Annotated in this window: 22 protein-coding genes; 12 read left to right on the forward strand and 10 right to left on the reverse strand. The window is 59.0% G+C overall.

The features are described from left to right. Positions 1-7 precede the first annotated feature (7 nt). A complete protein-coding gene (locus O3S81_RS20305; protein ID WP_331284199.1) occupies positions 8-919 on the forward strand; it encodes a LysR substrate-binding domain-containing protein in 912 nt (303 codons plus the stop codon). Positions 920-998: 79 nt separating this feature from the next. On the opposite strand, the gene O3S81_RS20310 is transcribed toward O3S81_RS20305, so the two are convergent. From O3S81_RS20310 to O3S81_RS20320, 3 genes are all read right to left on the reverse strand, one after another. Beyond that, on the reverse strand, positions 999-1,295 hold the full coding sequence (locus O3S81_RS20310) for a hypothetical protein (protein ID WP_269346105.1): 297 nt from the start codon (positions 1,293-1,295) through the stop codon (positions 999-1,001). Positions 1,296-1,393: 98 nt separating this feature from the next. Then, positions 1,394-2,086, reverse strand: coding sequence for a DUF899 domain-containing protein (locus O3S81_RS20315; protein ID WP_269346107.1), 693 nt, complete (start codon positions 2,084-2,086; stop codon positions 1,394-1,396). A 2-nt stretch (positions 2,087-2,088) separates the two neighbouring features. Next, positions 2,089-2,367: a hypothetical protein gene (locus O3S81_RS20320; RefSeq protein ID WP_269346109.1), complete on the reverse strand. Its 279-nt coding sequence runs from the start codon at positions 2,365-2,367 to the stop codon at positions 2,089-2,091. Between the two features lie 115 nt (positions 2,368-2,482). Between O3S81_RS20320 and O3S81_RS20325 the strand changes: the two genes are divergently transcribed. The 5 genes from O3S81_RS20325 to O3S81_RS20345 all read left to right on the forward strand — a co-directional run bounded on the left by O3S81_RS20325 (position 2,483) and on the right by O3S81_RS20345 (position 8,827). Further along, a complete protein-coding gene (locus O3S81_RS20325; protein WP_269346111.1) occupies positions 2,483-3,703 on the forward strand; it encodes a helix-turn-helix domain-containing protein in 1,221 nt (406 codons plus the stop codon). A gap of 9 nt (positions 3,704-3,712) precedes the next feature. Then, positions 3,713-4,363 (forward strand): Vgb family protein, encoded by a 651-nt coding sequence (locus O3S81_RS20330; protein ID WP_269346113.1) that lies wholly within the window; start codon positions 3,713-3,715, stop codon positions 4,361-4,363. A 350-nt stretch (positions 4,364-4,713) separates the two neighbouring features. Beyond that, a complete protein-coding gene (locus tag O3S81_RS20335; protein WP_269346317.1) occupies positions 4,714-4,968 on the forward strand; it encodes a FitA-like ribbon-helix-helix domain-containing protein in 255 nt (84 codons plus the stop codon). Next, a complete protein-coding gene (locus O3S81_RS20340) occupies positions 4,965-5,384 on the forward strand; it encodes a type II toxin-antitoxin system VapC family toxin (protein WP_269346115.1) in 420 nt (139 codons plus the stop codon). The genes O3S81_RS20335 and O3S81_RS20340 overlap by 4 nt, the downstream gene beginning before the upstream one ends. Positions 5,385-5,854: 470 nt before the next feature. Further along, positions 5,855-8,827: an autotransporter outer membrane beta-barrel domain-containing protein gene (locus O3S81_RS20345; protein WP_269346117.1), complete on the forward strand. Its 2,973-nt coding sequence runs from the start codon at positions 5,855-5,857 to the stop codon at positions 8,825-8,827. 200 nt (positions 8,828-9,027) lie between these two features. Here O3S81_RS20345 and O3S81_RS20350 read toward each other — a convergent pair whose 3' ends face one another. The 4 genes from O3S81_RS20350 to O3S81_RS20365 form a co-directional block, all read right to left on the reverse strand. Then, a complete protein-coding gene (locus O3S81_RS20350) occupies positions 9,028-9,777 on the reverse strand; it encodes a GntR family transcriptional regulator (RefSeq protein WP_269346119.1) in 750 nt (249 codons plus the stop codon). Positions 9,778-9,931: 154 nt separating this feature from the next. Beyond that, entirely contained in the window at positions 9,932-11,062 is a 1,131-nt protein-coding gene (locus tag O3S81_RS20355; protein ID WP_269346120.1) for a sugar phosphate isomerase/epimerase family protein, read from the reverse strand. Between the two features lie 104 nt (positions 11,063-11,166). Further along, positions 11,167-12,021, reverse strand: coding sequence for an amino acid ABC transporter permease (locus tag O3S81_RS20360; RefSeq protein ID WP_269346122.1), 855 nt, complete (start codon positions 12,019-12,021; stop codon positions 11,167-11,169). Positions 12,022-12,024: 3 nt separating this feature from the next. Next, on the reverse strand, positions 12,025-12,960 hold the full coding sequence (locus O3S81_RS20365; protein ID WP_269346124.1) for an ABC transporter substrate-binding protein: 936 nt from the start codon (positions 12,958-12,960) through the stop codon (positions 12,025-12,027). Positions 12,961-13,320: 360 nt separating this feature from the next. Between O3S81_RS20365 and O3S81_RS20370 the strand changes: the two genes are divergently transcribed. Genes O3S81_RS20370 through O3S81_RS20395 form a run of 6 tightly spaced genes read left to right on the forward strand, consistent with a single transcriptional unit; the run spans position 13,321 to position 19,364 of the window. After that, the gene (locus tag O3S81_RS20370) at positions 13,321-14,538 is read left to right on the forward strand and encodes an ABC transporter ATP-binding protein (protein ID WP_269346126.1); all 1,218 of its coding nucleotides are present in this window, start codon (positions 13,321-13,323) and stop codon (positions 14,536-14,538) included. 20 nt (positions 14,539-14,558) lie between these two features. Continuing rightward, positions 14,559-15,593, forward strand: a complete 1,035-nt coding sequence (locus tag O3S81_RS20375; RefSeq protein ID WP_269346128.1) for an extracellular solute-binding protein — start codon at positions 14,559-14,561, stop codon at positions 15,591-15,593. 9 nt (positions 15,594-15,602) lie between these two features. Beyond that, a complete protein-coding gene (locus tag O3S81_RS20380) occupies positions 15,603-16,430 on the forward strand; it encodes an ABC transporter permease (protein WP_269346129.1) in 828 nt (275 codons plus the stop codon). Then, complete coding sequence (locus O3S81_RS20385; RefSeq protein WP_269346131.1) at positions 16,423-17,244, forward strand: ABC transporter permease; 822 nt, start codon at positions 16,423-16,425, stop codon at positions 17,242-17,244. The genes O3S81_RS20380 and O3S81_RS20385 overlap by 8 nt, the downstream gene beginning before the upstream one ends. 31 nt (positions 17,245-17,275) lie before the next feature. Next, the gene (locus tag O3S81_RS20390; RefSeq protein WP_269346132.1) at positions 17,276-18,700 is read left to right on the forward strand and encodes a M24 family metallopeptidase; all 1,425 of its coding nucleotides are present in this window, start codon (positions 17,276-17,278) and stop codon (positions 18,698-18,700) included. Position 18,701: 1 nt separating this feature from the next. Then, entirely contained in the window at positions 18,702-19,364 is a 663-nt protein-coding gene (locus O3S81_RS20395; protein WP_269346134.1) for a flavin reductase family protein, read from the forward strand. Between the two features lie 85 nt (positions 19,365-19,449). Here O3S81_RS20395 and O3S81_RS20400 read toward each other — a convergent pair whose 3' ends face one another. From O3S81_RS20400 to O3S81_RS20410, 3 genes are all read right to left on the reverse strand, one after another. Next, a complete protein-coding gene (locus O3S81_RS20400) occupies positions 19,450-19,680 on the reverse strand; it encodes a BrnA antitoxin family protein (RefSeq protein WP_142840636.1) in 231 nt (76 codons plus the stop codon). Positions 19,681-20,037: 357 nt separating this feature from the next. After that, on the reverse strand, positions 20,038-20,961 hold the full coding sequence (locus O3S81_RS20405; protein ID WP_269346138.1) for a nucleotidyl transferase AbiEii/AbiGii toxin family protein: 924 nt from the start codon (positions 20,959-20,961) through the stop codon (positions 20,038-20,040). Further along, positions 20,951-21,796 (reverse strand): type IV toxin-antitoxin system AbiEi family antitoxin domain-containing protein, encoded by an 846-nt coding sequence (locus O3S81_RS20410; RefSeq protein WP_269346140.1) that lies wholly within the window; start codon positions 21,794-21,796, stop codon positions 20,951-20,953. The genes O3S81_RS20405 and O3S81_RS20410 overlap by 11 nt, the downstream gene beginning before the upstream one ends. Positions 21,797-21,860 lie beyond the last annotated feature (64 nt).

Below are 21,860 nucleotides of genomic sequence, written 5' to 3' on the forward strand. Positions count from 1 at the left end.
GATGATCATGAGAAACCTGACGAGACTGAAATCGCTGCAGGCGCTCGAAGCTTCGGCCAGACATGGAAGCTTCGTCGGGGCGTCGGCCGAACTTGACGTGACGCCGCCGGCCGTCGGCCAGCTCGTGCGCTCGCTAGAGGACTGGGTCGGCTATCCGCTGTTCAAGAGAAGCCGTTCCGGGGCAGAACGCCTGACGCCCGTCGACGAGGCACAGGAGGCTCTTGAAGACATCGCGCAGGGTCTCGACCTGCTGGAGTCAGGTCTTCGAAAGCTGCGCGGCCGCAAGGCCCGGTCGGTCGTCGTCGTAACGGCGTCGCAAGCGCTTGTGGCAAACTGGCTGATGTCACGCCTGGAGGACTTCTCCTCGAAATATCCGAACGTCGACGTCCGGCTCGACGTCTCCGATCGCGTGATCGATCTCGCGCAGGGAGAGGCGGATATCGGGATCCGATGCGGCCTCGGGACCTGGAAAGGCGTAAAATCCACCTACCTCATGGGCGAGGAGATCATCGCCGTCTGCCATAACAAGCTGCTGCCGACCGATCGCGAGGTGACGGCCGGCTGGATCGCGGAGCAGACCCTGATCCATGACGGCACCCCGCATCCGGGCGGCGACTTCCCGACCTGGAGCGAGTGGCTGGCCCGCGCCGGCGCGAACCAGGGCCCAGCCGACGGAGGACTTAAGATCAACTCCACCGCAGCGGTGATCAATGGGGCGGTCGCGGCACGCGGCATCGCGCTGGTTCGCAAGGCCTTCGTGGCGCAGGAGGTCGGGAGCGGTCGGCTCGTGCATCTGATGCCCGAGGTGCGGTGGCCGGTCAAATGGGCCTACTACGTCGTGGCGTCGTCGAAGGCTCTTAGGCGCTACGAAGTGAACGCCTTCCACGACTGGCTGGCCTCCGGCGTCGCCCGCTTGTAGCGTCATCTCGGCAGCACGAAAGCACAGGTTTTCAAGCGATTAGGGCGGAATATACATCGGGTCGAAGGTTCGACTCCCTTCAAGAGCAGGACTTGTTCCGCTTCGAAGAACATAGCAGTTCGAGGCGGCCGAAGCCGCCCCGCCAGAACCGGGCCTGTGCCCTGCCGCCATCGGTAACCAGAACGCAAAGGTTCAGATTGGCGGGGATGACGACCGCCACCATCGGCGCTGCGATACCCGGAAACAGAGCTGTAAGGACATCCACCTGACCCGCCGCGCCTTCCGTAACGCCGAGATCGGGGGCATTGCCATGGGCCGCAATTCGCTGCTGATCAGGGCAAAGCTGACGACGGTCAGCGAGATGATCGACAGGCATGTCGAGATCGGCCAGGAGCTTTTCCTTGAAACCGTTTCGGGCATTATATCCTCCCCAGTCACCGCTCGCGGCAATCGCACGGGCAAACGCAAGGACTGCTATTCGTACCGATCGTGACGGCGCACCCAGTCCATTCCTTCGGCTTCATTGCGTCCCTTCGGGGCGAGATCGAGCAGCTGATAGGTACCCATCATCGCCTCGACGCCGCGCCCATAGGTGGAGTAGGTGCGGAAGACCTTGCCGGCGTCGTCCTTGTAAAAGGCGCTGATGCCCGGCCACTCCTCTCCCAGCTCCGGCCACTCTCCGAAATTGTAATCGATCCTGCCGGAGGCGACTTCGTCAGGTGTGAAGCTGACACGGAAATCGTGATTGAAGTCATTTCCGAAGGACGACACCCATTTGAACTGCCAGCCCATCCGTTTACGATAGCGCTCGATGTCGGCGAGCGGTGCCCGCGATACGGCGATCATGGTAACGTCGTGATGCGCCAGATGCTTGTTCATGCCATCGGTGTGATCGGCCATGAAAGAGCAGCTCGGGCAACCCTCCTTCCATCCCGGTGCGAACATGAAGTGCTGCACCAGAAGCTGCGATCGGCCATCGAACAGATCGGCAAGCGTTCGGGGGCCATCGAGCGTATCGAACCCGTATTCCTTCTCGATCCGTACCCATGGCAGTGCCAGCCGCTTTTGGGCAACCTGGTCCCGGTGTCGAGTAAGCTCTTTCTCTGCTTTCAGAAAATCCCGCCGGGCGGCGCGCCAGTCTTTGGCTGAAACGATTTTGCGGTTCATTGTCAGTCTCCTCGGGTTTTGGGGGATGGATATTGCCGCCAGCAAGCGGAAGCGAGCTTCAGCCAGGGCGACAGGTGAAAGAGGTTCATCAGCAGGTACATGAAGGCCATGCCGCTGATGGGCAGCGTGCCGGGTGGGGACGCGCAGATCCCCGCCTGCATGTCGTTCGCCGAAATCCAGGCCATCGACGCGAAGGCTGGTGAAGCTGCAAGAACGAGCCACCCTGAGACATTGCCTGGTCGCCAGGTGCCCGAAGGGCGTTTTCCCGTTGGTTTGGACATTGTCATTTCCGGATTCCCTTTTGAGGTTCGACATACCGTCCCGCGACGCTTAACCTGACAAAAATCTATGTCCGAACGGCCGGAGAACGTGAGTAACAAGTGTGACGGGATTTCAATGGACTCTCTGATGACCTTCGCGGCGCGGGCGCTTGCGGCGGGTGATCCGCTTGCTGCGCTCAAGCGCATCGCCCTGCGCGACGATGCGCCGGCGCTTGCCCTGCGCGGCATTGCCATGGCGCAACTCGGCGACCTTGCGCGCGCGAAGAAACTGCTGGGAAACGCGGCGGGCGCTTTCGGCCGCCGGGAGCCTATGGCCCGTGCGCGATGCAACGTCGCGGAGGCAGAGATCGCGTTGGTCTTGCGCGACCTCGGCCGTCCCATGGACGGGCTCGCCGCCGCCCGGACAACGCTGGAGGCATTCGGAGACGTCGCGAACGCCGCGCATGCCGGCTATCTCGAAGCAAGGCGCTTGCTGTTGATCGGCCGTCTCGACGAGGCCGAGCGGGTTCTGGGCAGCCTCGATGCTGGTGCGTTGCCGATGACATCGCGGGCAGGCTACGAATTGGTAGTCGCGGGCATCGCGATGCGCCGCATATGCGCGAAGCCGGCTCATGATGCGCTCGATCGCGCGGAAAACGCCGCAGCCGCCGTTGGAAATGCTGCATTGAAAGCCGAAGTCGACAGAGCCGTACGGGCCTTCGAAGTGCCAGCCGCGCGGCTGGTCGCGCGCGATGGAGAACGGCTTCTTCAGCTCGACGAGGTCGAGGCGCTCATTGCATCGAACGCGCTCGTCATCGATGTTTGCCGGAACGTTCTGCGCGTCAATAAAGCCATGGTCCTTCTCGCCAGTCGTCCTGTCCTGTTCGCGCTCATCCGCGTGCTCGGTGAAGCTTGGCCGGAAGATGTCACGCGGGAAGAGCTTCTCGTCCGTGCCTTTCGCGCAAGGGAGGCGGACGAATCGCATCGCGCTCGGCTGCGGGTCGAGATCGGACGTCTGCGTGAGGCAATCAGGCCCTTGACGGAGATACGCGCCACTGCGCGGGGATTCGTACTGGAGCCCCATGACAGCGGCGCGGTGGCGGTGCTTGCGCCGCCCGTCGAAGACAAGCATGGCGACGTGCTGGCTCTTCTCGCCGATGGCGAGGCTTGGTCCAGTTCTGCGCTGGCGCTGGCGCTCGACGTCAGCTCGCGCACGGTGCAGCGGGCGCTCGATACCCTTGCGAAAAATGACAAGGTGGAGTGGTTCGGCCACGGACGCGCCCGTCGCTGGATTGCGAGGAGTGTACCGGGGTTCCCGACAAGCTTGTTACTCCCCGCCGTTGACGTTTTGGGCTAGGATGAGGGCATGAAACACACAGCCGCCGAAATTATCCGTGAATATGGCCCTTTTCCCGGAGTGGATCACGTCCATGGGGTCAGCTTTGACGGTCGCCGGATCTGGATGGCGACAGGCGCAAAACTGGACGCGTTTGATCCCGACAGCGGGGACATGCTGATCTCGCTCAATATTGCCGCCGATGCCGGCACGGCATTCGATGGCGAGTACCTGTTCCAGATTGCTGAAGCGGTGATTCGGAAGGTCGATCCCAGGACCGGCGAGGTGATTGCCACGATTCCCGCCCCCGGCAATGGAGGCGATTCCGGCCTTGCCTGGGCTGAGGGTTCGCTGTGGGTCGGGCAACATCGTGGCCGCAAAATCCATCAAATCGATCCCGAGACGGGAAAGGTACTACGCACGATCGAAACCGATCGCTTCGTTACCGGGGTCACCTGGGTCGACGGCGAACTCTGGCACGGTACATGGGAGAACGACCAAAGCGATGTCCGCCGCATCGATCCTTCGACCGGTGAAGTGCTGGAGCGGTTGGAGATGCCGGCGGAAATGGCAGTTTCCGGACTTGAATCCGACGGACGGGATCGTTTTTTCTGCGGGGCCGGGGATAGCCCCAAAGTTCGCGCAATACGCAGGCCAAAGCGATCTGGAGCCGCAATGTGAAACAGGAAGCAAGTTGCGGATTTGTGCAATCTTTATTCTATGGTCCTTTTGGCGGTAACCGTTGGCCTGCGTGAGGGTGGTTGTCGCTTTACAGCGTCAGCCCGAACGACGTTGCCAGCCGGGGACACTTACATGTGCTGTCGTTCCGGGCCGCTGACAGTCTGCTCCCGCAGCGGCTCTGCCGTTCGTGGTACCGATCAAATGGCAGGTTTCAGGTGGCAGCAGCGCATTGAATAGCTGACATCACGTCGGGAGCCGTCAGAATGCTCAGCGCCAGAAACGGTCATTGCAATAATCTACATTTTGCATATATTGATATCAAAGCCATCATTTCTGTGGAGGTGATATCAATGCCGGCAGTCACTATTCGAAACCTTTCTGATGAAACACATCGTGCTCTGCGGGTGCGAGCGGCTCATCATGGGCGGAGCACCGAGGCTGAGATCCGTGACATTATTGAAGCGGCTGTTCGTCCTCCTGAACGTATCAAGCTTGGCTCCTTGCTGACGGCCATTGGTCGCGACGCCGAGCTTTCCGACAGCGACGTTGATGCCCTGCAGAAAAGTCGCGACAAGACACCTGCTGAACCCATGACCTTCGAATGATCTTGCTGGACACCAACGTTATATCCGAACCCTGGAAGCCGGTTCCTGATGAGGCGGTAATCGCTTGGTTGGACGCCCAAGCTATCGAAACGCTTTCCCTCTCCGCAATAACGATTGCTGAACTTCGATTCGGGATTGCTGCTATGCCTTCAGGGAAACGTCAGACTATCCTCCGCGACCGCCTTGAAGGCGAAGTGCTGCCCCACTTTTCCGAGCGCATCTTTTCCTTCGATCTGGCTGCTTCTCAGTTTTATTCCGAACTGATGGCACGCGCTCGAGTATCTGGGAAAGCGATTGGTACGGCTGATGGTTACATCGCGGCCATAGCGGCAGCAAACGCCCTAGTGATCGCAACTCGCGACACGAGCCCTTTCGAGGTTGCAGGACTGAAGGTGATCAATCCCTGGTCCAGATAACGACGGTGTGCATGCAGGTGTCGTGAGTCGGATCCCTGTCAAGAGCGAGCAGTGCTCACTTTCGCAATGGCGCCCAATCGGAAATAGAAGATCAGTCGCTGAACGTCGGCTTCGCGCCTTCATTTCAGTCTTCGGTGTCACTCTACCTGTTTCAGGAAGCTGCCATTCGGGTTTGTTTGAGCTGAATGCCCTACTTTGAGGTGGTTGCAGTCTGGCAGCCTGCGGCAATTGGCAAGCATTCAGACGCTCGTGGACGGGTTTGGGCGCGGGCCAACTGACCAACGCCAATCGCCGGCGCCGCCTTTAGAAGTTGCGCTGCGGCAGTATCGGTTGGATTGATGAAGTCAACATCTCGACCAACCAAATTTCTCTGAAACGACAGCACTCGGTAAGGTAGCAATTAATGGATAATTAAGTATCATATTGGCAACATCGGGCATTGAGTCTCATAATTTTCGGGCCAGTGCGCAATGCAAAAAAGCCTTTTTTACCAAAGTGTTTGGGCGTCGCGTCGGTGTCTGCTCATTTCGACGGCGCCTTTCGTCGTAGCGCTGGCGGCGCTCTCGCCCGCATCAGCGCAAGTGTTCGTGGGCGGGGACAGCACGCCGTCAGACCCCGCACTCATCGACGGCAACGTTGATCTGGAAATCGGTGTGAACGGTGCTGGTAGCTTGACCATTCTCAATGGCAGCACATTGACCAATGCTACGGGTTACGTGGGGCTCAATACGCTCGGTGTCGGCGTCGTAACGGTCTCGGACCAGGGTTCACGTTGGGACAATCTTGGTGACGTCGTCATTGGGCAGGAAGGCAATGGAACGCTCGGCATCGACGCGGGCGGGTTCGTCAGCGGCGGGACCGGCTATATAGGGTCCTTTCTGGGCAGCACCGGCATTGTGACGGTCACGGGCGCGGATGGTTCGGGCAATGCTTCGATATGGTCACTTCGGCAAAGTCTGAACATCGGAGATCAGGGGACAGGAACGCTCAATATTGAACTGGGCGGTCATGTTGAAGTTGGCGGGCGGGTCAATGTCGGCCTGGACGGGCAGGGCAATATCGAGCTCTCGAATAGTGCCACTCTATCGAGCAATGACGCCGTCATCGGCCTCTATGATCATGGCGAAGTGCTCCTGACTTCGGGCGCGTCCTGGACCATGGCGGGCCAGCTTACGGTCGGTTGGGGTGACCAAGGCGTTCTGCGAATTGAAGACGGCGCCAGCCTGACCAGCAATCAGGGCTATGTGGGCGCCGAAGCCGGCAGCGATGGCAACGTTACCGTGATCGGAGCGGGGTCGAACTGGGAGATGACCGGCTTCAACCTCAACCTTGGCCATAAAGGGACCGGCGCGCTGACCATTGCAGATGGCGGCCGGGTTTACGCGAATAGTGGCGTTTATCTCGGCTTCGACAATGCGGCGGCCAGTGGCACGCTGAATGTGCTGGGTACGCCAGGTGCGCGTGGGGTTCTGGAAACCAGCGGTTTCCGCGGCGGGAACGGCACGGCAAATGTCACTCTGGATGGCGGCATCGTTCGGGCCATCAGCAATAATGCGAATTTCTTCAACAGCTTTGGCGCTCAGCAGGTTACCCTTGGCGCTGGCGGCGGCTTCATCGATACCAATGGCCATAATATCGGCATCGCCCCTGTCATGACCGGCGCGGGCGGCTTGACCAAGGATAGTCTGGGCACATTGGCGCTCACCGGCGCCAACACCTATAGCGGAGGCACGACGATCGCGGCCGGCACCTTGCAATTGGGCAATGGCGGGACGAGCGGCAGCATAATGGGAAATGTCGCCAATAGCGGTGTGCTGGCCTTCAATCGCTCTGATGCAGTGACCTTTGGCGGGGTGATCGCCGGGACAGGTGGCGTTTGGCAGGTCGGTGCCGGGCAGACCACGCTCACCGCCGACAGTTCAGGCCTGTCTGGCATGTCCAGGGTGTATGACGGCATTCTCTCGGTCTATGGCCTGCTTGGTGGGTCGATCGAGGTCATAGGTGGGAGATTGCAGGGTATCGGCCAGGTAGGGGCGACGACGAATTTTGCCGGAGGAACTATCGCTCCGGGCAATTCGATCGGCATACTCACCGTGGCGGGCAATTATACCGGTAATGGCGGCACGCTCGAAATCGAGACGGTTCTGGGTGACGACAGCTCGGCCACGGACTTGCTGGTGGTGACCGGCGACACGTCCGGCAGCACCGGTGTTCGTGTCATCAATCTCGGAGGCACTGGTGCGCTGACCAGCGAAGGCATCAGAATCATTGATGTCGGGGGTGTATCCGCGGGGGATTTCACGCTGCTGGGGAGCTATAGTTTTGAAGGAGCTCCGGCGGTAGTTGCCGGGGCCTATGCCTATCGGCTTTATCAGGGGGGCGTCAGCACGCCTGCCGACGGTGACTGGTATCTGCGGTCGGCCTTGATCAACGGGAGTACACCGACGGGGCCACTTTATCAGGCCGGGGCTCCGATCTACGAGGCTTATGCCACGGTGCTGCAGAGTTTCAATGAACTCGAAACCTTGCAGCAGCGCGTCGGTAATCGCGCCTGGATTGCTGGTCCGGCCGAAGCAGACGCCTTGCCCGAAGCGGCTGGCGCGGATAGCGGTATCTGGGGCCGTATTGTTGGCCGCCACGCCAGCATGAATTCCAGGTTCTCCACGACCGGCACTGACTTCGATGTCGATACCTGGCAATTGCAGGCCGGGGTCGATCAGCAGCTCTATTCGGATGAGGCCGGCAATCTTGTCGGAGGACTTTCCGCGCGATATGGCACCATTGCTGGCGATGTGACCTCGATATTCGGAAACGGCTCGATCAGCAGCAGCGGCTATGGTCTGGGCGGATCGTTGACCTGGTATGGTTCGGGCGGTTTTTACCTCGATGCTCAGGCGAACCTGACCTGGTACGACAGCGCACTCGCTTCCTCGACCGCAGCGACCGGCCTGGTTTCGGGTAATGGCGGCTTCGGTTACGCCCTTGGTGTCGAGGCTGGCCAGCAGATCGCGCTTGCTCGCAACTGGTCGATCACGCCACAGGCGCAGCTAACCTATTCCGATGTCAGCTATGATGGCTTCACCGACCCCTACGGCGCCGCCGTTTCGCTGACCGAGGGCGATGACCTCACTATCCGGCTAGGCCTTTCGGCGGACTACCAGGACACCTGGATCGATGAGGCCGAGGAGACCAGCCGTATCCATGCCTATGGCATTGCCAATTTTTACTACGACGCTCTGCCCAATAGCAGGACCGATCTTGCTGGCTTCGAGTTGATCAACAAGCAGGACAGTCTCTGGGGTGGCCTCGGGATCGGCGGTACTTATTCTTGGGGCGACGATAAATACGCCATCCGCGGTCAAGCTGGCGTGAATACAAGTCTTGCCGATTTCGGTAGCAGCTACAGCCTCGCGGGCACAGCCGGGCTCACGGTCAGGTTTTAGGGTGTTTCAGGGGCTACTTGGTAAGTCGTCAGCCTGATAAAGGGAGCTGCAACTGGCTGCTGCTTTGGAGCGATGGTAGCCTCGCTCAACCTAAGGGCATATTAGCGCTCGGGCTTGTCATTCAAGATATGATAAACCCCTGAGTCGCAGGAAGCCGAAATTGCGGGGCTTCGGTCCGATTCCCTTCAAGGCGAAGACAGTCAGGAAAAGTTTTCAAGCACCGCCATAAAAGTATGTCGATCGCCCTGTCCTTCAGTCAGCCTTACGCGACCCTCGATGTCGGCGAGGTGGTGATCCATCAACTGTTGCGCCTTGGCCAAGTCCTTGGCTTTCAAGGCGGTAACGATCAGGCGGTGGTGGTCGGCGCCGCAGTCGTCTTTCTTGTCTTCTTCATAAAGCGCCATGACGAGGGAAAGGCGCGCGACGATCTTGGAGAGCGTTTCGGTCATGACAGCATTGCCGCCAAGCTCTGCCAGCACAATATGGAATTTTCCGGAAAGCACCGTCTTCGACTTTTCGTCGCCGTGGTGGTGAATATGCTCTTCCTCATCGGTCAATTTTTCGAGCGCATCAAGTTGTTCGGTGGTGGCACGGGCCATTACGAGGTCGAGGATCGCGTGTTCGATCTTGCGGCGCGCCTCGAACAGAGCCTTGGCTTCTTCGATGCCCGGTTCTGCGACGAAGGTGCCGCGGTTGCGCTTGCGTTCAAGCAGGTGATCGCTTTCCAGTACGCCGAGAGCGCCACGAACGACGGTGCGGCTGACCCCGAAATGGTCGGCAATCGCGTCTTCGAGGATTTTGGTGCCGGGTTTCAGCGCGCCTTCGCCGATGGCATTGGCAAGGGTCGAGCGAATGCGCTCAGAGACATCGTCATTGGCATTCTCTGTGGTTTCGGCCGCGCTCGGCGCCTTCGGGGCGGCTTTAGGGTTTTGCCGACGTGTCTTCTTCATGTCCTGCTCCGCATGCATTCGAGCGGCAGTTGCTCGATTTGATCACATCCATACACATATTGTTGCGTACATTGACGCGCGCTGGAAATCCACCTGATCTTGGTGTTTTGCACGATGGCGGCGGCGATCTCCGCCATCAGCGCGCAGGGCGATATCAAGCCGCCTCGCGTTTCGCGACGGGTGCGGAAAGATCAATGCCGTTGTCGGCGCAGATCGCCTCGATATGCTTGGCTGAGTTGCGGATGAAGATGATAGCCGCGTGGAAGCCATAGGTCTGCTTTTCGTATGTCGGGTGGCCGTAGTTGCTTGCCTCATAGGTCTCCCAATCAGGGATCTCTCCGGAAGCAACACGCTTTTCGAAGGCGCTGACCAGAGAAAGATAGGCTTCCAGCTCTTCCGCATCCAGGTCCGGGTGGGCAGCGCGCCATGTGGGGTCGTCAATCTCGATGCACTGGCGTGGATTGGCCTTGCGCGGCTTGTCTTCGACGGAGGCCGCAACTTCCAACGAGAGATTGAGATCCGGGTTCGCCGCGGCCAGGATCGGAATGATTGTGGTAAAATCCACGATACCGCGACCGACGGGGCGGGTCTGGAAATCGAGGCCGCCCGGTGCGCGGCCCACATAGGCGTCCTTGATATGGGTTTGGCGAACGTAAGGCGCGATGCGCTTTGCCGCGTAAACCGGATGTTCCCCGCGCTGCAGACCGTTGGCCGTGTCGAAGACGACTCCCATGCAGTCCTCACCGACCTTTTCGATCAGCTGCACTATTTCGAAGGACGTAATCTCGTCATGGGTTTCCATATTGAGATGGACACCATTGGTGCGCGCGACGGGAGCGAGTTTCCGCAAGACCTTCTCGATTGCCAGCAGCTGCTCATTCCAGGTGACGTCGGTGCGGAAGCGGTCGTTTGCCAGCCTGCCACGATACTCCGATTTGAAATTGCCCGGCGAGATCCATAGTTCGCGGCAGCCGATGGAAGCGCTTGCCTCGATCATTCGGGTAAAGCCCAGAATGACGTCGCCATCGCCGATCGCCCGAAACTCCGGAGCCTCGGCACTGCAATAGGGATTGATCTTGCCGACGCCACTTTCGAGGTAGAGCCCCAGTTCATCGGCTTTCTCGCGGATGTCGCGAAGGGCAGCCTTGTCGAGCGTCGGGCTCATGTCGAGAACGGTCGGGAAGAACAGGCCCCCAAGGCCGAGTTCCTTGACAAGGTCGAGGCTTGCGAGCGGTCCCCGTTTCACGAACTCGGGAAGTTTTTGGCTGTCGATACCCAGTCTCATAGTGGTCTCTCCTTGATGTTTCCTGATAGGATGCGCTGCGGTGGCGATCCCTTGGTTGATTGATTTTTCTGGCGCCATCGCCGGCGCTTAGGGCGTCCAAATGCTCAATTCTTGCCGCTGTTCGAGCGGCCTTTCGGCGCGAGTTTCCGTTCCAGATAGTGCTGGCCGATCGATGCGATCGTGGTGATCCCGAGGTACCAAAGCGATGCAACACACAGGAGCTCGATGACCAGAAAGTTGCGGGCATAAATGGCCTGCGCCTGTGTCAACAAATCCTGCATGCCGATGACAGAAACGATGGCGCTCGCTTTCAGCATGCCGATCGCCTGGTTTCCGGTCGGCGGGACGATCAGACGGACTGCCTGAGGGAGGACGACGGTCCGCAGGGTCTGCAATGGTCTGAGGCCCAGAGACGATGCGGCTTCGCGCTGTCCCCGATCCACGGCTGTCAGGCCGCTACGAATGATCTCGCTCATGTTTGCCGCCTCGTGCAGACCCAGCGCCAGGAAGCCCGCGAAGGCGGGTGTGACGATGTCGTTTACCGAAACGGACCAGGAACCGAAGCCGATCTCGGGAACGAAGAGCGCGATGTTGAACCAGAAGAATATCTGGACGATCAGCGGTACGCCGCGGAACCACCAGACAAAGGCGACGGCAATCGCCTTGAGAACGATGTTCTGGCTCGTCGCCATAATGGCAACGAGGCAGCCGATGACGATGCCGGCGACCATGGCGCCGGCGGTCAGTTCGAGCGTCAGGACCACGCCGCCAAGAATGACGGGGTCGATCATGTAGCGCGGGATCTCGCTCCACTGGACGCTTTGATTGCGCCCGATAGCCAGGACCATGAGGGCCAGAACGAGGATCGCGATGGTTCCAGTTGCGAATTGTCCCCACCGTACAGATTTGCCGTTTGGCGGGGCGATGGTCATGCTGATCGGTTGAGCGAAGAGTGCCATGGCTCAATCCACCGGCATCGAAGCGGCGTCGTTGAACTTGACTGTCTTCACGGCAAGAGGCCCGAGGCTCCATTTCTCCATGATTGACTGATAGGCGCCGCTATCCACCATGTGCTGGAGTGAGGCGATGACGGCATCCCGGAGCTGCGGATTGTCCTTTGAGACCAGCATGCCAAGATATCCGACGGCAAGGCGGACGTCGGGCAAGGCTTGCAGGCCGACGCCTTTGCCGGTCTGCTTTTCTGTGGTGTACACGCTCGTTGCGTAGCCGTTGACGGTCGCATCAGCGCGGCCGGTTCGCACTGCCTGCAGGACGTCAGGCATTTTCGGGATGGACATGATCTCAATTGGAGTTGTCTTGCATTTTGCCGATGCGGCGACCACGAGCCTGTTCTGGAAGGTGCCGACGGGCACGGCAACCCTCTTGCCGCAAAGGTCTTCCATGCTCTTGATGCCGAGCGGATTGCCCTTGATCGTCATGATGGTCGTTGCGTCATACATGTAATCGATCACATCGACCTGCTTTTCCAGCTCCACGTCATCATTGATACCGGAGAGCGTCATGTCGAAACGCTTGGAAAGCACGGCCGGAACGATGGCCGCCCCCGCGCCGACATTGGTCATCTGGACGTCGACGCCGAGGATGACGCCCAGCGCGGCTGCAAGGTCCGCATCGATGCCGATGAGCTTGCCGGCCTCGTCCTGGAAGCTGATCGGCGGTGTGAGATCGGTTGCGACCTTGATGACCTTCTTGTCTTTGATCGTGCCGGGAAGGCTGTCGGCAAGTTTCTGGTCGAAGGCAACGCCTGGCAGTTTCGCGACGTCGGCCTCTGGCACCATCTTTACGGCCGGACCTTCGGCAGCCTGTGTTGTCGATGCGAGCAGCGTAAATGCGATGCCGGTCAGGCCGGCTGTGAGTGTTTTCTTGAAGCTGTGCATGCGGAACCCCTCTTTCACATTCTATTGGCGTGAATTCTCAGGATGGTTCCATGCAATCACCATGCCATCTTGGTTTCCTTATCCGTATTCCTTTGTTTTTCATGTAGTATTTTTCATTGTCAAATTTTTCAACGACCTTGAGCGAGGATTACGCATATCTGTGCGTATATAGATGATGAAAAAATCATCGTTTATCAAATTAGTATGCACAATTTATGTATGATTATATTAATCCGGAGATATATGATTATAGATATACGAAAATAAGTAAAACAAAAATATGCTATTTAAATCAGTCTGTTGATATTTGAAATCCGGGGCTAGGCGCAGAGTTGGCACGCCGCTTGCAATTGCTTTGGCATGAGCCAGAATGAACTCAAAATTGCCGATCGATCACATCTCCGCCTGATGTCGGCGAGCGCGACGCTCTCGTCAGGTCAGGCGCAACCCGAGGGGATACTCATGCCGCAGGCTTCAAATGCAGCAGATGGCAGAGAGCTCAGCGTTCGTGGCCTGACCCATAGTTATGGCGGGCAGAACGCAATTAGCGACATTTCCTTCGAGATAAAGGCGGGCGAGATCGTCGCGCTTTTGGGCCCGAGCGGCTGTGGGAAGTCGACGGTGCTGCGTGCCATTGCGGGCCTGATCCAGCCGAAAAGCGGGCTGATCCAGCTTGGCGGCCAGGATCTCGCCAATGTCTCGGCCCGTGCGCGCGGTATCGGCATGGTATTCCAGAACTATGCGCTGTTCCCGCACCTGACGGTGGCCGAAAACATCGCGTATCCGCTGGCCTGTCAAAAGGTGGCGCGCGCCGAGCGCCGCGAACGGGTGGAGGACATGCTCTCGCTCGTGCAGTTGAAGGGGTTTGGCAACCGGCTACCGCGCGAGCTTTCCGGCGGTCAGCAGCAGCGCGTGGCGGTGGCCCGCGCGATTGCCGGACGCCCTTCGCTCTTGCTTCTCGACGAACCTTTCGGCGCGCTGGACCGGGCACTGCGTTTCGACCTTCAAGTGGAACTGCTCCATCTGCAGAAGACGCTCGGCATTACCACGCTGATCGTCACGCATGACCAGGAGGAGGCGCAGAGCCTCGCGGGTCGGCTCGTGCTGATGAACAAGGGCAATGTTGAGCAGATCGACACGCCGATGGCCGTTTATGACCGGCCGAAGACCCTGTTCGTCAATACGTTCATCGGGCAGGCGAATGTACTGCATGGAACGGTAGATCGCCTGGATCCCGAGGCAACGACGGTTGCGCTTGCCAACGGCAAGAGCCTGGTCCTGCCACGTCGCCTGAATTTCACCACAGGCTCCAGGGTCACGATTACCTTCCGTCCCGAGGACGTTCGCCTGTCTGCCACGCCGAGCGCATCGGCCCTGCCGATGCGGCTGACAGTGTCCGTGCCGCTTGGCCCCACACTTGTCCATGATCTCCTTCTCGAAGACGGGACAGGTCTTCGTGCGTCGGAGGTCCGCGGACCTTCGACCTTCTTTCCCGAGCCGGGAGCACAGCTCTTTGCCGAGATCGACACCACGAGGTGTCACGCCTTTCCGAGCGAACCGGAAGCATTGCGAGAATAAACAACAATAGAGGTGAACAGATGCAGGACTTCAACATCACAAGACGCCATTTCGGACTGCTTGCCGCCGGTGCGGCCGCCACCGTTCCTTTCGTCGCCCGTGCGGCCAGTGGCACTGCCGTCGCCGCGACCTTTCCAGGCAACTGGGAAGACGGTTACCGCAGCGTATTGACGCCCTTAGTCAGGCAAGCCGGGTTCGACCTGACCGTTGCCCCGGCAATGGCGCAGGACCAACTCGCCAAGGTTATGGCGAGCCCTGGAAACCCGCCTTATGACACCCTTCTGATGTCGCCCGGCCAGATGGCTGTCGCCGTCGAGAACGATCTTATCCAGAAGATCGACCCGTCGAAGCTGAAGAACTGGAGCATGCTCGATCCGGCCTTCCAGGGCGAGTATGGTCCGACCGTGACGGTGGAAGTCAACGGCATCGCGTATAACCCGGACCTCGTTCCGGCGCCGAAGGGCTATCGCGATCTCTTCGACAACCCGGCGTACAAGGGCCTGGTGTCATGGACCGGCTTTGCCTCCAATACCGGCGTGATGGCCTATACCGAAATCGCAAAGATCTTCGGTTCCGGCCCGACCGACATGGATGCCGTCTTCAAGCTGTTCAAGGATCACCCGGAACACATCAAGGGCGTCGTTGCCAGCACCAACCACCAGATGACACTGTTCCAGCAGGGCGAGATCGCCGTCTTCATGTGCTCGACCGGCAATGTCGCCAAGCTGAAGGCGCTGGGGCTGAAGGCCGAATTCGTACAGCCGGAGACGGGTTCCCCCGCGGCCCCCGTCAACATCCATCTGACCAAGGGCGCCAGGAACGTGGACGCAGCTTACGCCTACATGGATGCCGCCATCTCCAAGGCGGCGCAGGACAAGCTGAAGATGCCGCCGCAGGAAATGTTCCCAACCAACAGGCAAGTCGAACTGACACCCGGCATCGAAGCCTATGTGAAGCGCGAGCAGCTCGCCTCGCTCGTCTATCCGGACTGGGCGGCGATCAACAGGAACCGTGCGGAATGGATCCGCCAGTTCGACGCCCTCGTGGCCGGTTGAGGATTGCAAATGAAGGCGAGCGGCTTCCCATACGTTATCCCGATGCTTCTGCTGTCGGTGGCGTTCTTTGCGACGCCGCTCGCCGTGCTTGTCGGGTTCAGTTTCATCGGTCCCGACGGCCTGTCCCTGCACAATTACGCGCGCTTTCTCGGCGACGCGTTCAATTACCGTGTTTTGATCAATACCGCCAAGCTTGGCCTGCAAACCATCGTCAGCACGACGCTGCTCGGGATGCCGATCGCGCTTCTCTACTGGCATAGCGGCAAGACCGCGCGCCAGATCATCATTTTCCTGACGCTGATCCCGATGCTGACAAGCAATGTGGTGCGCACCTTCGCCTGGATCGTCATTCTCGGACGGCAGGGACCGATCAGCGAGACATTCGTGGCACTCGGACTTGCGGAGCGTCCGTTCTCGCTGATGTCCACAGAACTTGGCCTCGTCATGGCCATGTGCCAGATCGACCTGCCGCTGATCATCCTGCCGCTGATCGCCATCCTGTCGCGCATCCCGGTCACCTATACCGAAGCCGCACAGGTCTCGGGTGCCGGCCCATGGCGCATTCTCTTCACTGTTCTGTTGCCGATGATGCTGCCCGGCCTGCTGGCGGGCTGGATTCTTGTCTTTGCCAGCACCAGCGCATCCTTCGTCACCCAGGCGGTCATTGGTGGCGCCCGCAACGTCTACGTGCCGCAACTGATCTATCGCGAGGTCGGCACACTGTTCGACTGGCCGATGGCGTCGGCGATCGCCGTCATCCTCTTGATGTCGACCGGCATCCTGCTTGTCGCCATGACCATGATTTCCCGTCACCGGAGGCTCGTCGGCCATGCGTAACACCCAAGGAAACCCGGTTCCCGCCTTTCTCTACAAGGTATTCGTCTTCGGTTTCGGGGGCTTGAGCCTGATCTATCTGGTGGCCCCGATCGTCATCGCGATCACCATGTCGTTCACATCCGGGCAGACGCTCAAATATCCGCCCGAGGGTTTTTCGCTGCGCTGGTACGAGGCGCTGCTCGACCCGCTTCGCTCCGGCACGGAACATATCGCCGCTGGCAATTCGCTGAAGATCGCGGGCCTTGCCGTACTCGGCTCGCTGCTCTTTGCCGTGCCTGCCACGATCGGCATGGCGCGCATGCGGCGCAGTTCTGCCAACACGATCGAACCGCTGCTTCTCGCTCCGCTGGTACTGCCAAGTCTTGTCTACGGTCTAGCAGCTCTGATCGTTGCCAACTTCGTCGGCTTCCAGCCCTCGCTCTGGCTCACCGTCGTCAGTCATATCGTGGTCTTCGGGCCGCTGATGTATCGCGCGGCTTCCGTCGTTGCGCAGGGCATCAACCCCTCGCTGGCGGAAGCCTCGACGGTGATGGGCGCGACATGGTTCACGACGCTGAGGCGCGTGATCCTGCCATTGCTTACGCCCGGAATTCTTGCCGGCGCATTCCTCGTCTTTATCCAGTCGCTCGACAACGTTTCCGTCTCGCTCTTCCTCGCAGACGCGCAGACGACGGTGCTGCCGCTCAGAATGTTCGCACTGATCGAGGAATCGCTCGATGTACGCGTTGCCGCCATGTCGGGGCTGCTGATCGGTCTGACGTTGGCAGTGATGCTGGTGGCAAGGCGGGTGCTGGCGCCCTCACGACAAACCTGACGCAAAAGAACAATCCTGGAAGGAATACCCCATGAACATGACCGTCACCAAGGCAGGAGCTTACCGCGTCGGATCGCTGCTTGCCGATTTCCAGCCGAACTTTGATTTTTCCGCACCGCTGCCATTGCCGGTCGAGGAATTCGAGGATCGCCTGCGCCGCGTCCGCCGTCAGGCAGTCGAAGCCGGCCATGATGCGCTGCTTGTCCATACTGGCGGCGTGGGCTGGTTCCACACATCAAACCACTATCTGCGCTATATCTGCGACTGGATGCGCGAGGGCGTGCTGATCATCCCGACGGATATCGACAGGCCGATGGTGCTTCTCTCCTTCTTCACCCAGTCCGTGCTGCTGCCGCCGGGCGGTGAGCCGGTTCTGGTGGAAGATATCTGGCAGATCGGCCCGATCGGTCGGGAATATGCCGATCGTCCGGGCGACAGTGTCATCAAGACGGCGGAAAAATGCGCCGAACTGCTGGCAGGAATGGGACTGTCGAAGGCGCAGATCGGCCGCATCGGCGACCGAACCTCGCTGACCTTCTGGGCGGCACTCGATGAACTGATGCCGAAGGTGAAGTTCGTTGCCGACAACGCCATTCTCGATCGCATGCAGAAAATCCGCTCGCCGCGCGAGGTCGCGATGTTCCGCGCTGCCGCCCAACTGGTCAGCATTGCCACACAGGCGGCCTATCATGTGGCAAAACCCGGCGTGACCGACCATGAAATCTATGCCGCCTTCACACAGGCCCAGCTTTCATACGGCGGCGAGACAGGCGACGGCTACCAGATCGGCATCAACGAATTCGGCACCCATTGCGGTAAGCCTTACGGCCATGTCGTCCGGTCGGGAGACCTGATCAATCTTTATGTCTCCAATGTCACCTATCGCGGCTACACCGCGCAAACCGCCCGGATGATCGCCGTCGGCGATATAACCAGGCGACAGGAGGAGGTGCTTGAAGCCTGCACCGAAGGCGTCAAGCGCGCCGAAAAGCTGATCCGGCCAGGTGCTTTGATGCGCGATGTCAACAACGCGGCCTTCGAGCTGATGATCGAGCGCGGCATGCTGACTTCACCCGAAGCACGCACCATGCCCTATAACTGGGCGCCAATGGACGATGGCAGCGCCCGGCTGATCCCGCGGCAATATGTGAAGAACATCGACTGGGAAGCACAGGGCCGCAAACTGATGCATGTCTATCCGGCAACCCACGGGCCACATAACCCGAACCTTGGTCATTCGGTCGGCATGGCCGGCGGCCAGAACAGTTTTAATATCTCATCCCACAACTACGACCGGATGGAGGAGGGCATGGTGTTCGTGTTGCATACGCAGTGGCTGGAGCCACTGTCGGCCGGCTGTAATGTCGGCGACATGTATGTCGTCACCAGGGATGGGTTCGAGAACCTGTCGCGCCACACTCCGCTTGAAACCCACCGCATTGCTGCCGAGGCCTGATATGTACGATCATACCCATTTCGATTTTGCCAAGCTCACCGAGCGTGAGCGCTACAAGATCCTGATCGGGACCGTGATCCCGCGTCCCATCGCGCTGGTCACGACCGTCAGCAGGGACGGGCAGCCGAATGCCGGCCCCTTCAGTTTCTTCAATGTCTTGACCCATGATCCGGCCATCGTTGCCATCGGCGTCGAGAACTACTCGGACATGCGTTTCAAGGACACGGCTCGCAATATTCGCGAGACCGGCGAGTTCACCGTCCATATCTGCGACAACGCTCTGGTTGACCAGATGGAGGTCTGCGCCATCAAGTTCGGCCCCGAGGTCAATGAAATGGAAGAGGCCGAACTTGCGACGGTTCCCGGCCAGATGGTCAAAAGCCCGCGCATTCTGGCCGCTCCGGCAGCTCTCGAATGCCGTCGCCACACGACGCTGCAGGTGGGACCGGCCCGCGAGATCATCCTTGGCGAAGTCGTTGGCGTCTTCGTTCGCAGTGATGCGGTCAATTCATCCAACCTTCACATTGATCAGCAACTCATGGACGCCGTCGGGAGAATGGGTGGGCATACTTATTCCCGCACTCGTGAGCAGTTCGACATCAAGACGTTAACCCCGCAGGAATGGGAAAGCCAGAAGGCGGGTGGCAAAGCAGCGGCGGAATGAGCAGCAGGTGCTTTCCGGCGGTTCAAATACGTAGTCGATTGGGAGCAGAGTCGTACTGGTCGACAGTTCGACTCCCTTCAAGACTTTAATTGGACACATTCATTGCGGCTCGCAAGGTATCGTTTATGCGCTCTTGCCAGCCCGGACCGTCCGCCTGAAAATGCGCGAGGACATCGCTGTCGATCTTCAATGATACAAGCTCCTTGGTGTTAGGGATTGCAGGCCGTTCAACGGCCGGCGCTGCGACCTTCTTTGCCGGTTTGAACAGCGCCTCGGCTGCGTCTTTCGGATTGGATGGTCGTCGGGGTGTTGCCATGGTCATGTCCTCTTGTGTCGTGCGTTTGAACAGCGCGACTGGTCAGTTTTTGTTTCCAGGCAGCGGAAGGAACGTAATTGCTGCTGATAAACTGGTTAGCCGCCCCCCGCAGTCCGGAAGAGATCGCATATCGCGAAGTGAAACTCCACTGACTTCCCGCAACTGCCGAACTGGTTGCAGGAAGCCTCACCCGATAATAGCCTTCGATCTCCGCTAGAAGCTTGGTTGTTCTGAAAGCCTGCCGCGCCTGCTCTGGAAACCGTGGGCGACTAGTTTCCATAATTGAGTCTTATGGCGGGGAGTAGCATGTAATCAGAGCCTTACCGGCGATCGCCAGACTTCCGAGTGGGCGCGTACCTAATCTTTTAATTGAAGCCGCTCAATCTCTCGCCGTTGCTCTGCATGTTTTTCGGGGTTCTGCGCCTTTAGTTTCTCAAGGTTGAGAATCTTCCAATGAATGGCAGGCAGGTCGGCTCCTTGTGGCAGTCCGATGGCTTCGAAATCCGGTTCGCCATCGTGGAGCGACAACAGGAAGCGCATGGCGTTGTCGTCGAGCCTTGCAAGAAGATCCGCCGTCATTTGCTCTCTCGCGGCTTTCAACTCATCGAGGCTGACGGGCTGTGTCGTCATTCCCTCGAACTCATTCACGAATGCTTCTTCCAGCGGAGCGAGCGAGGGCCTGACCAGCTCATGCGGCGGACGCCCGGAACTGGCGACATAAATCAGGAATGTCCGAAACAATCCGTCGGTCAGTCCCTCGTTTTCATAAAGCAGCTTTACATCGAACAGATCGCGCGGATGCTGCCGGTCAACCGCCGCATGCAGCTTTCCACCAAACAGATCCTCGAACGAGACGACTTGCATCTCGGCGAACCCGAAAGCTTCCTCGACGCTCTCGCTTACCCTGCGCTGTTCCGGCGGATGAACGGTGCCCCTCGCGACTGGGGAGGTCTCAATCTTGATCTCGGCGTTTCCTTGCCTGACGAGAATGCGGGTGTCGTTATTTCCACCGCCGGCGATCCTCTGGACGCTCGCACCCCGCAGATTGCGCAAAAGGTCATCACGGATGTGATCCAGGGTCGTGTCGATGTTTTTCAACGTCGTGTCACGGTCTTCGATTGGTAGATAAGTCAGGTCGATATCGACCGAGAGCCGCGGCATGTCGCGATAGAACAGGTTGATCGCCGTCCCACCCTTCAGCGCGAAGGCCTCGTGCCGCGCGATATAGGGAAGGGTTCGCACCAAAAGGTCGACCTGGCGCCTATATTGTTCACGTGCCATCCGGGGTCTCCTTGGGCATCAGGTCTACTGGAATGGTGATGCGATAGGTGGGATGCAGCTTCCCGCCCGGTGTCAGCGCCCGGTCACCCTTGCCGAGATCCACCACCGACATGTCAATGTGTCGCCGCCAGGCATGATTGTGCTTGTCGGCATATATGAAGAAGAGACGCTTGGTTTTTACGCTCCGGCATTTCGTGATGAGTGTCGTCAGCAACTTTGGGCGCAGATTAGCAAGGCTTTCGAATACCACGTCGATCTTATGAAAACTTTCGTTCTTGGGAATCTCGTCAATCATTTCGAGGATCGCGCGTTCTGGCGAGGACATCGGCATCGGCCAACGCCAAGGGCTCTGCGCAAGCTCCGGATCGTCTTCGTTTGAAAGGTCGAAATCTACGTTGTCGATTCCGGTCGCTCCGTCGCCAAAAAGGACGTTGCTCCTGGCCTTCAAATCGGCGTCTATTCTCAGCTTCGGTAGCCACGAGGGAATATCCGATCCGTATAGATAAAGATCAAATGCGCCACCGAACGATAAGTAGTGGGCATGCCCCCGCAATGAGAGTGCGCTGGCACCGCCGATATGGAATCTATGCTGCAGGAGCCAGGCGGCCGAGAGCAGTGGTATCTTCCAGCCACCAATAGCTTCTGGATTGGCGTCAGAGGAGAAAGGGCGACGGTAGACGCCTGACATGATCGGCTCGAGCCAGCCCTGCTTGAGATAGCCTGATACGGACTGTCGCGAGATGGCATGACGGGCCATCCACCTCGAGTCCACGATGAAGCCAGGAGGCACTCGCTGTAGGAGCTGCTTTAGCTTGGTCTCTGATTGTCCATTCATGTTTGACACTATGCCACAAAATTAATGTATGTGCGACAGCGGCTTTAAAATAAGGTGAATTTGT

This window comes from Agrobacterium sp. SOY23 (genome assembly GCF_027212525.1).
Taxonomy (GTDB): domain Bacteria; phylum Pseudomonadota; class Alphaproteobacteria; order Rhizobiales; family Rhizobiaceae; genus Agrobacterium; species Agrobacterium tumefaciens_I.

Coding starts and splice junctions, on each gene's coding strand:
- O3S81_RS20305 (WP_331284199.1), top strand. CDS start 8: ATGAGAAACCTGACGAGACTGAAATCGCTGCAGGCGCTCGAAGCTTCG.
- O3S81_RS20310 (WP_269346105.1), bottom strand. CDS start 1,295: ATGCCTGTCGATCATCTCGCTGACCGTCGTCAGCTTTGCCCTGATCAG.
- O3S81_RS20315 (WP_269346107.1), bottom strand. CDS start 2,086: ATGAACCGCAAAATCGTTTCAGCCAAAGACTGGCGCGCCGCCCGGCGG.
- O3S81_RS20320 (WP_269346109.1), bottom strand. CDS start 2,367: ATGTCCAAACCAACGGGAAAACGCCCTTCGGGCACCTGGCGACCAGGC.
- O3S81_RS20325 (WP_269346111.1), top strand. CDS start 2,483: ATGGACTCTCTGATGACCTTCGCGGCGCGGGCGCTTGCGGCGGGTGAT.
- O3S81_RS20330 (WP_269346113.1), top strand. CDS start 3,713: ATGAAACACACAGCCGCCGAAATTATCCGTGAATATGGCCCTTTTCCC.
- O3S81_RS20335 (WP_269346317.1), top strand. CDS start 4,714: ATGCCGGCAGTCACTATTCGAAACCTTTCTGATGAAACACATCGTGCT.
- O3S81_RS20340 (WP_269346115.1), top strand. CDS start 4,965: ATGATCTTGCTGGACACCAACGTTATATCCGAACCCTGGAAGCCGGTT.
- O3S81_RS20345 (WP_269346117.1), top strand. CDS start 5,855: ATGCAAAAAAGCCTTTTTTACCAAAGTGTTTGGGCGTCGCGTCGGTGT.
- O3S81_RS20350 (WP_269346119.1), bottom strand. CDS start 9,777: ATGAAGAAGACACGTCGGCAAAACCCTAAAGCCGCCCCGAAGGCGCCG.
- O3S81_RS20355 (WP_269346120.1), bottom strand. CDS start 11,062: ATGAGACTGGGTATCGACAGCCAAAAACTTCCCGAGTTCGTGAAACGG.
- O3S81_RS20360 (WP_269346122.1), bottom strand. CDS start 12,021: ATGGCACTCTTCGCTCAACCGATCAGCATGACCATCGCCCCGCCAAAC.
- O3S81_RS20365 (WP_269346124.1), bottom strand. CDS start 12,960: ATGCACAGCTTCAAGAAAACACTCACAGCCGGCCTGACCGGCATCGCA.
- O3S81_RS20370 (WP_269346126.1), top strand. CDS start 13,321: ATGAGCCAGAATGAACTCAAAATTGCCGATCGATCACATCTCCGCCTG.
- O3S81_RS20375 (WP_269346128.1), top strand. CDS start 14,559: ATGCAGGACTTCAACATCACAAGACGCCATTTCGGACTGCTTGCCGCC.
- O3S81_RS20380 (WP_269346129.1), top strand. CDS start 15,603: ATGAAGGCGAGCGGCTTCCCATACGTTATCCCGATGCTTCTGCTGTCG.
- O3S81_RS20385 (WP_269346131.1), top strand. CDS start 16,423: ATGCGTAACACCCAAGGAAACCCGGTTCCCGCCTTTCTCTACAAGGTA.
- O3S81_RS20390 (WP_269346132.1), top strand. CDS start 17,276: ATGAACATGACCGTCACCAAGGCAGGAGCTTACCGCGTCGGATCGCTG.
- O3S81_RS20395 (WP_269346134.1), top strand. CDS start 18,702: ATGTACGATCATACCCATTTCGATTTTGCCAAGCTCACCGAGCGTGAG.
- O3S81_RS20400 (WP_142840636.1), bottom strand. CDS start 19,680: ATGGCAACACCCCGACGACCATCCAATCCGAAAGACGCAGCCGAGGCG.
- O3S81_RS20405 (WP_269346138.1), bottom strand. CDS start 20,961: ATGGCACGTGAACAATATAGGCGCCAGGTCGACCTTTTGGTGCGAACC.
- O3S81_RS20410 (WP_269346140.1), bottom strand. CDS start 21,796: ATGAATGGACAATCAGAGACCAAGCTAAAGCAGCTCCTACAGCGAGTG.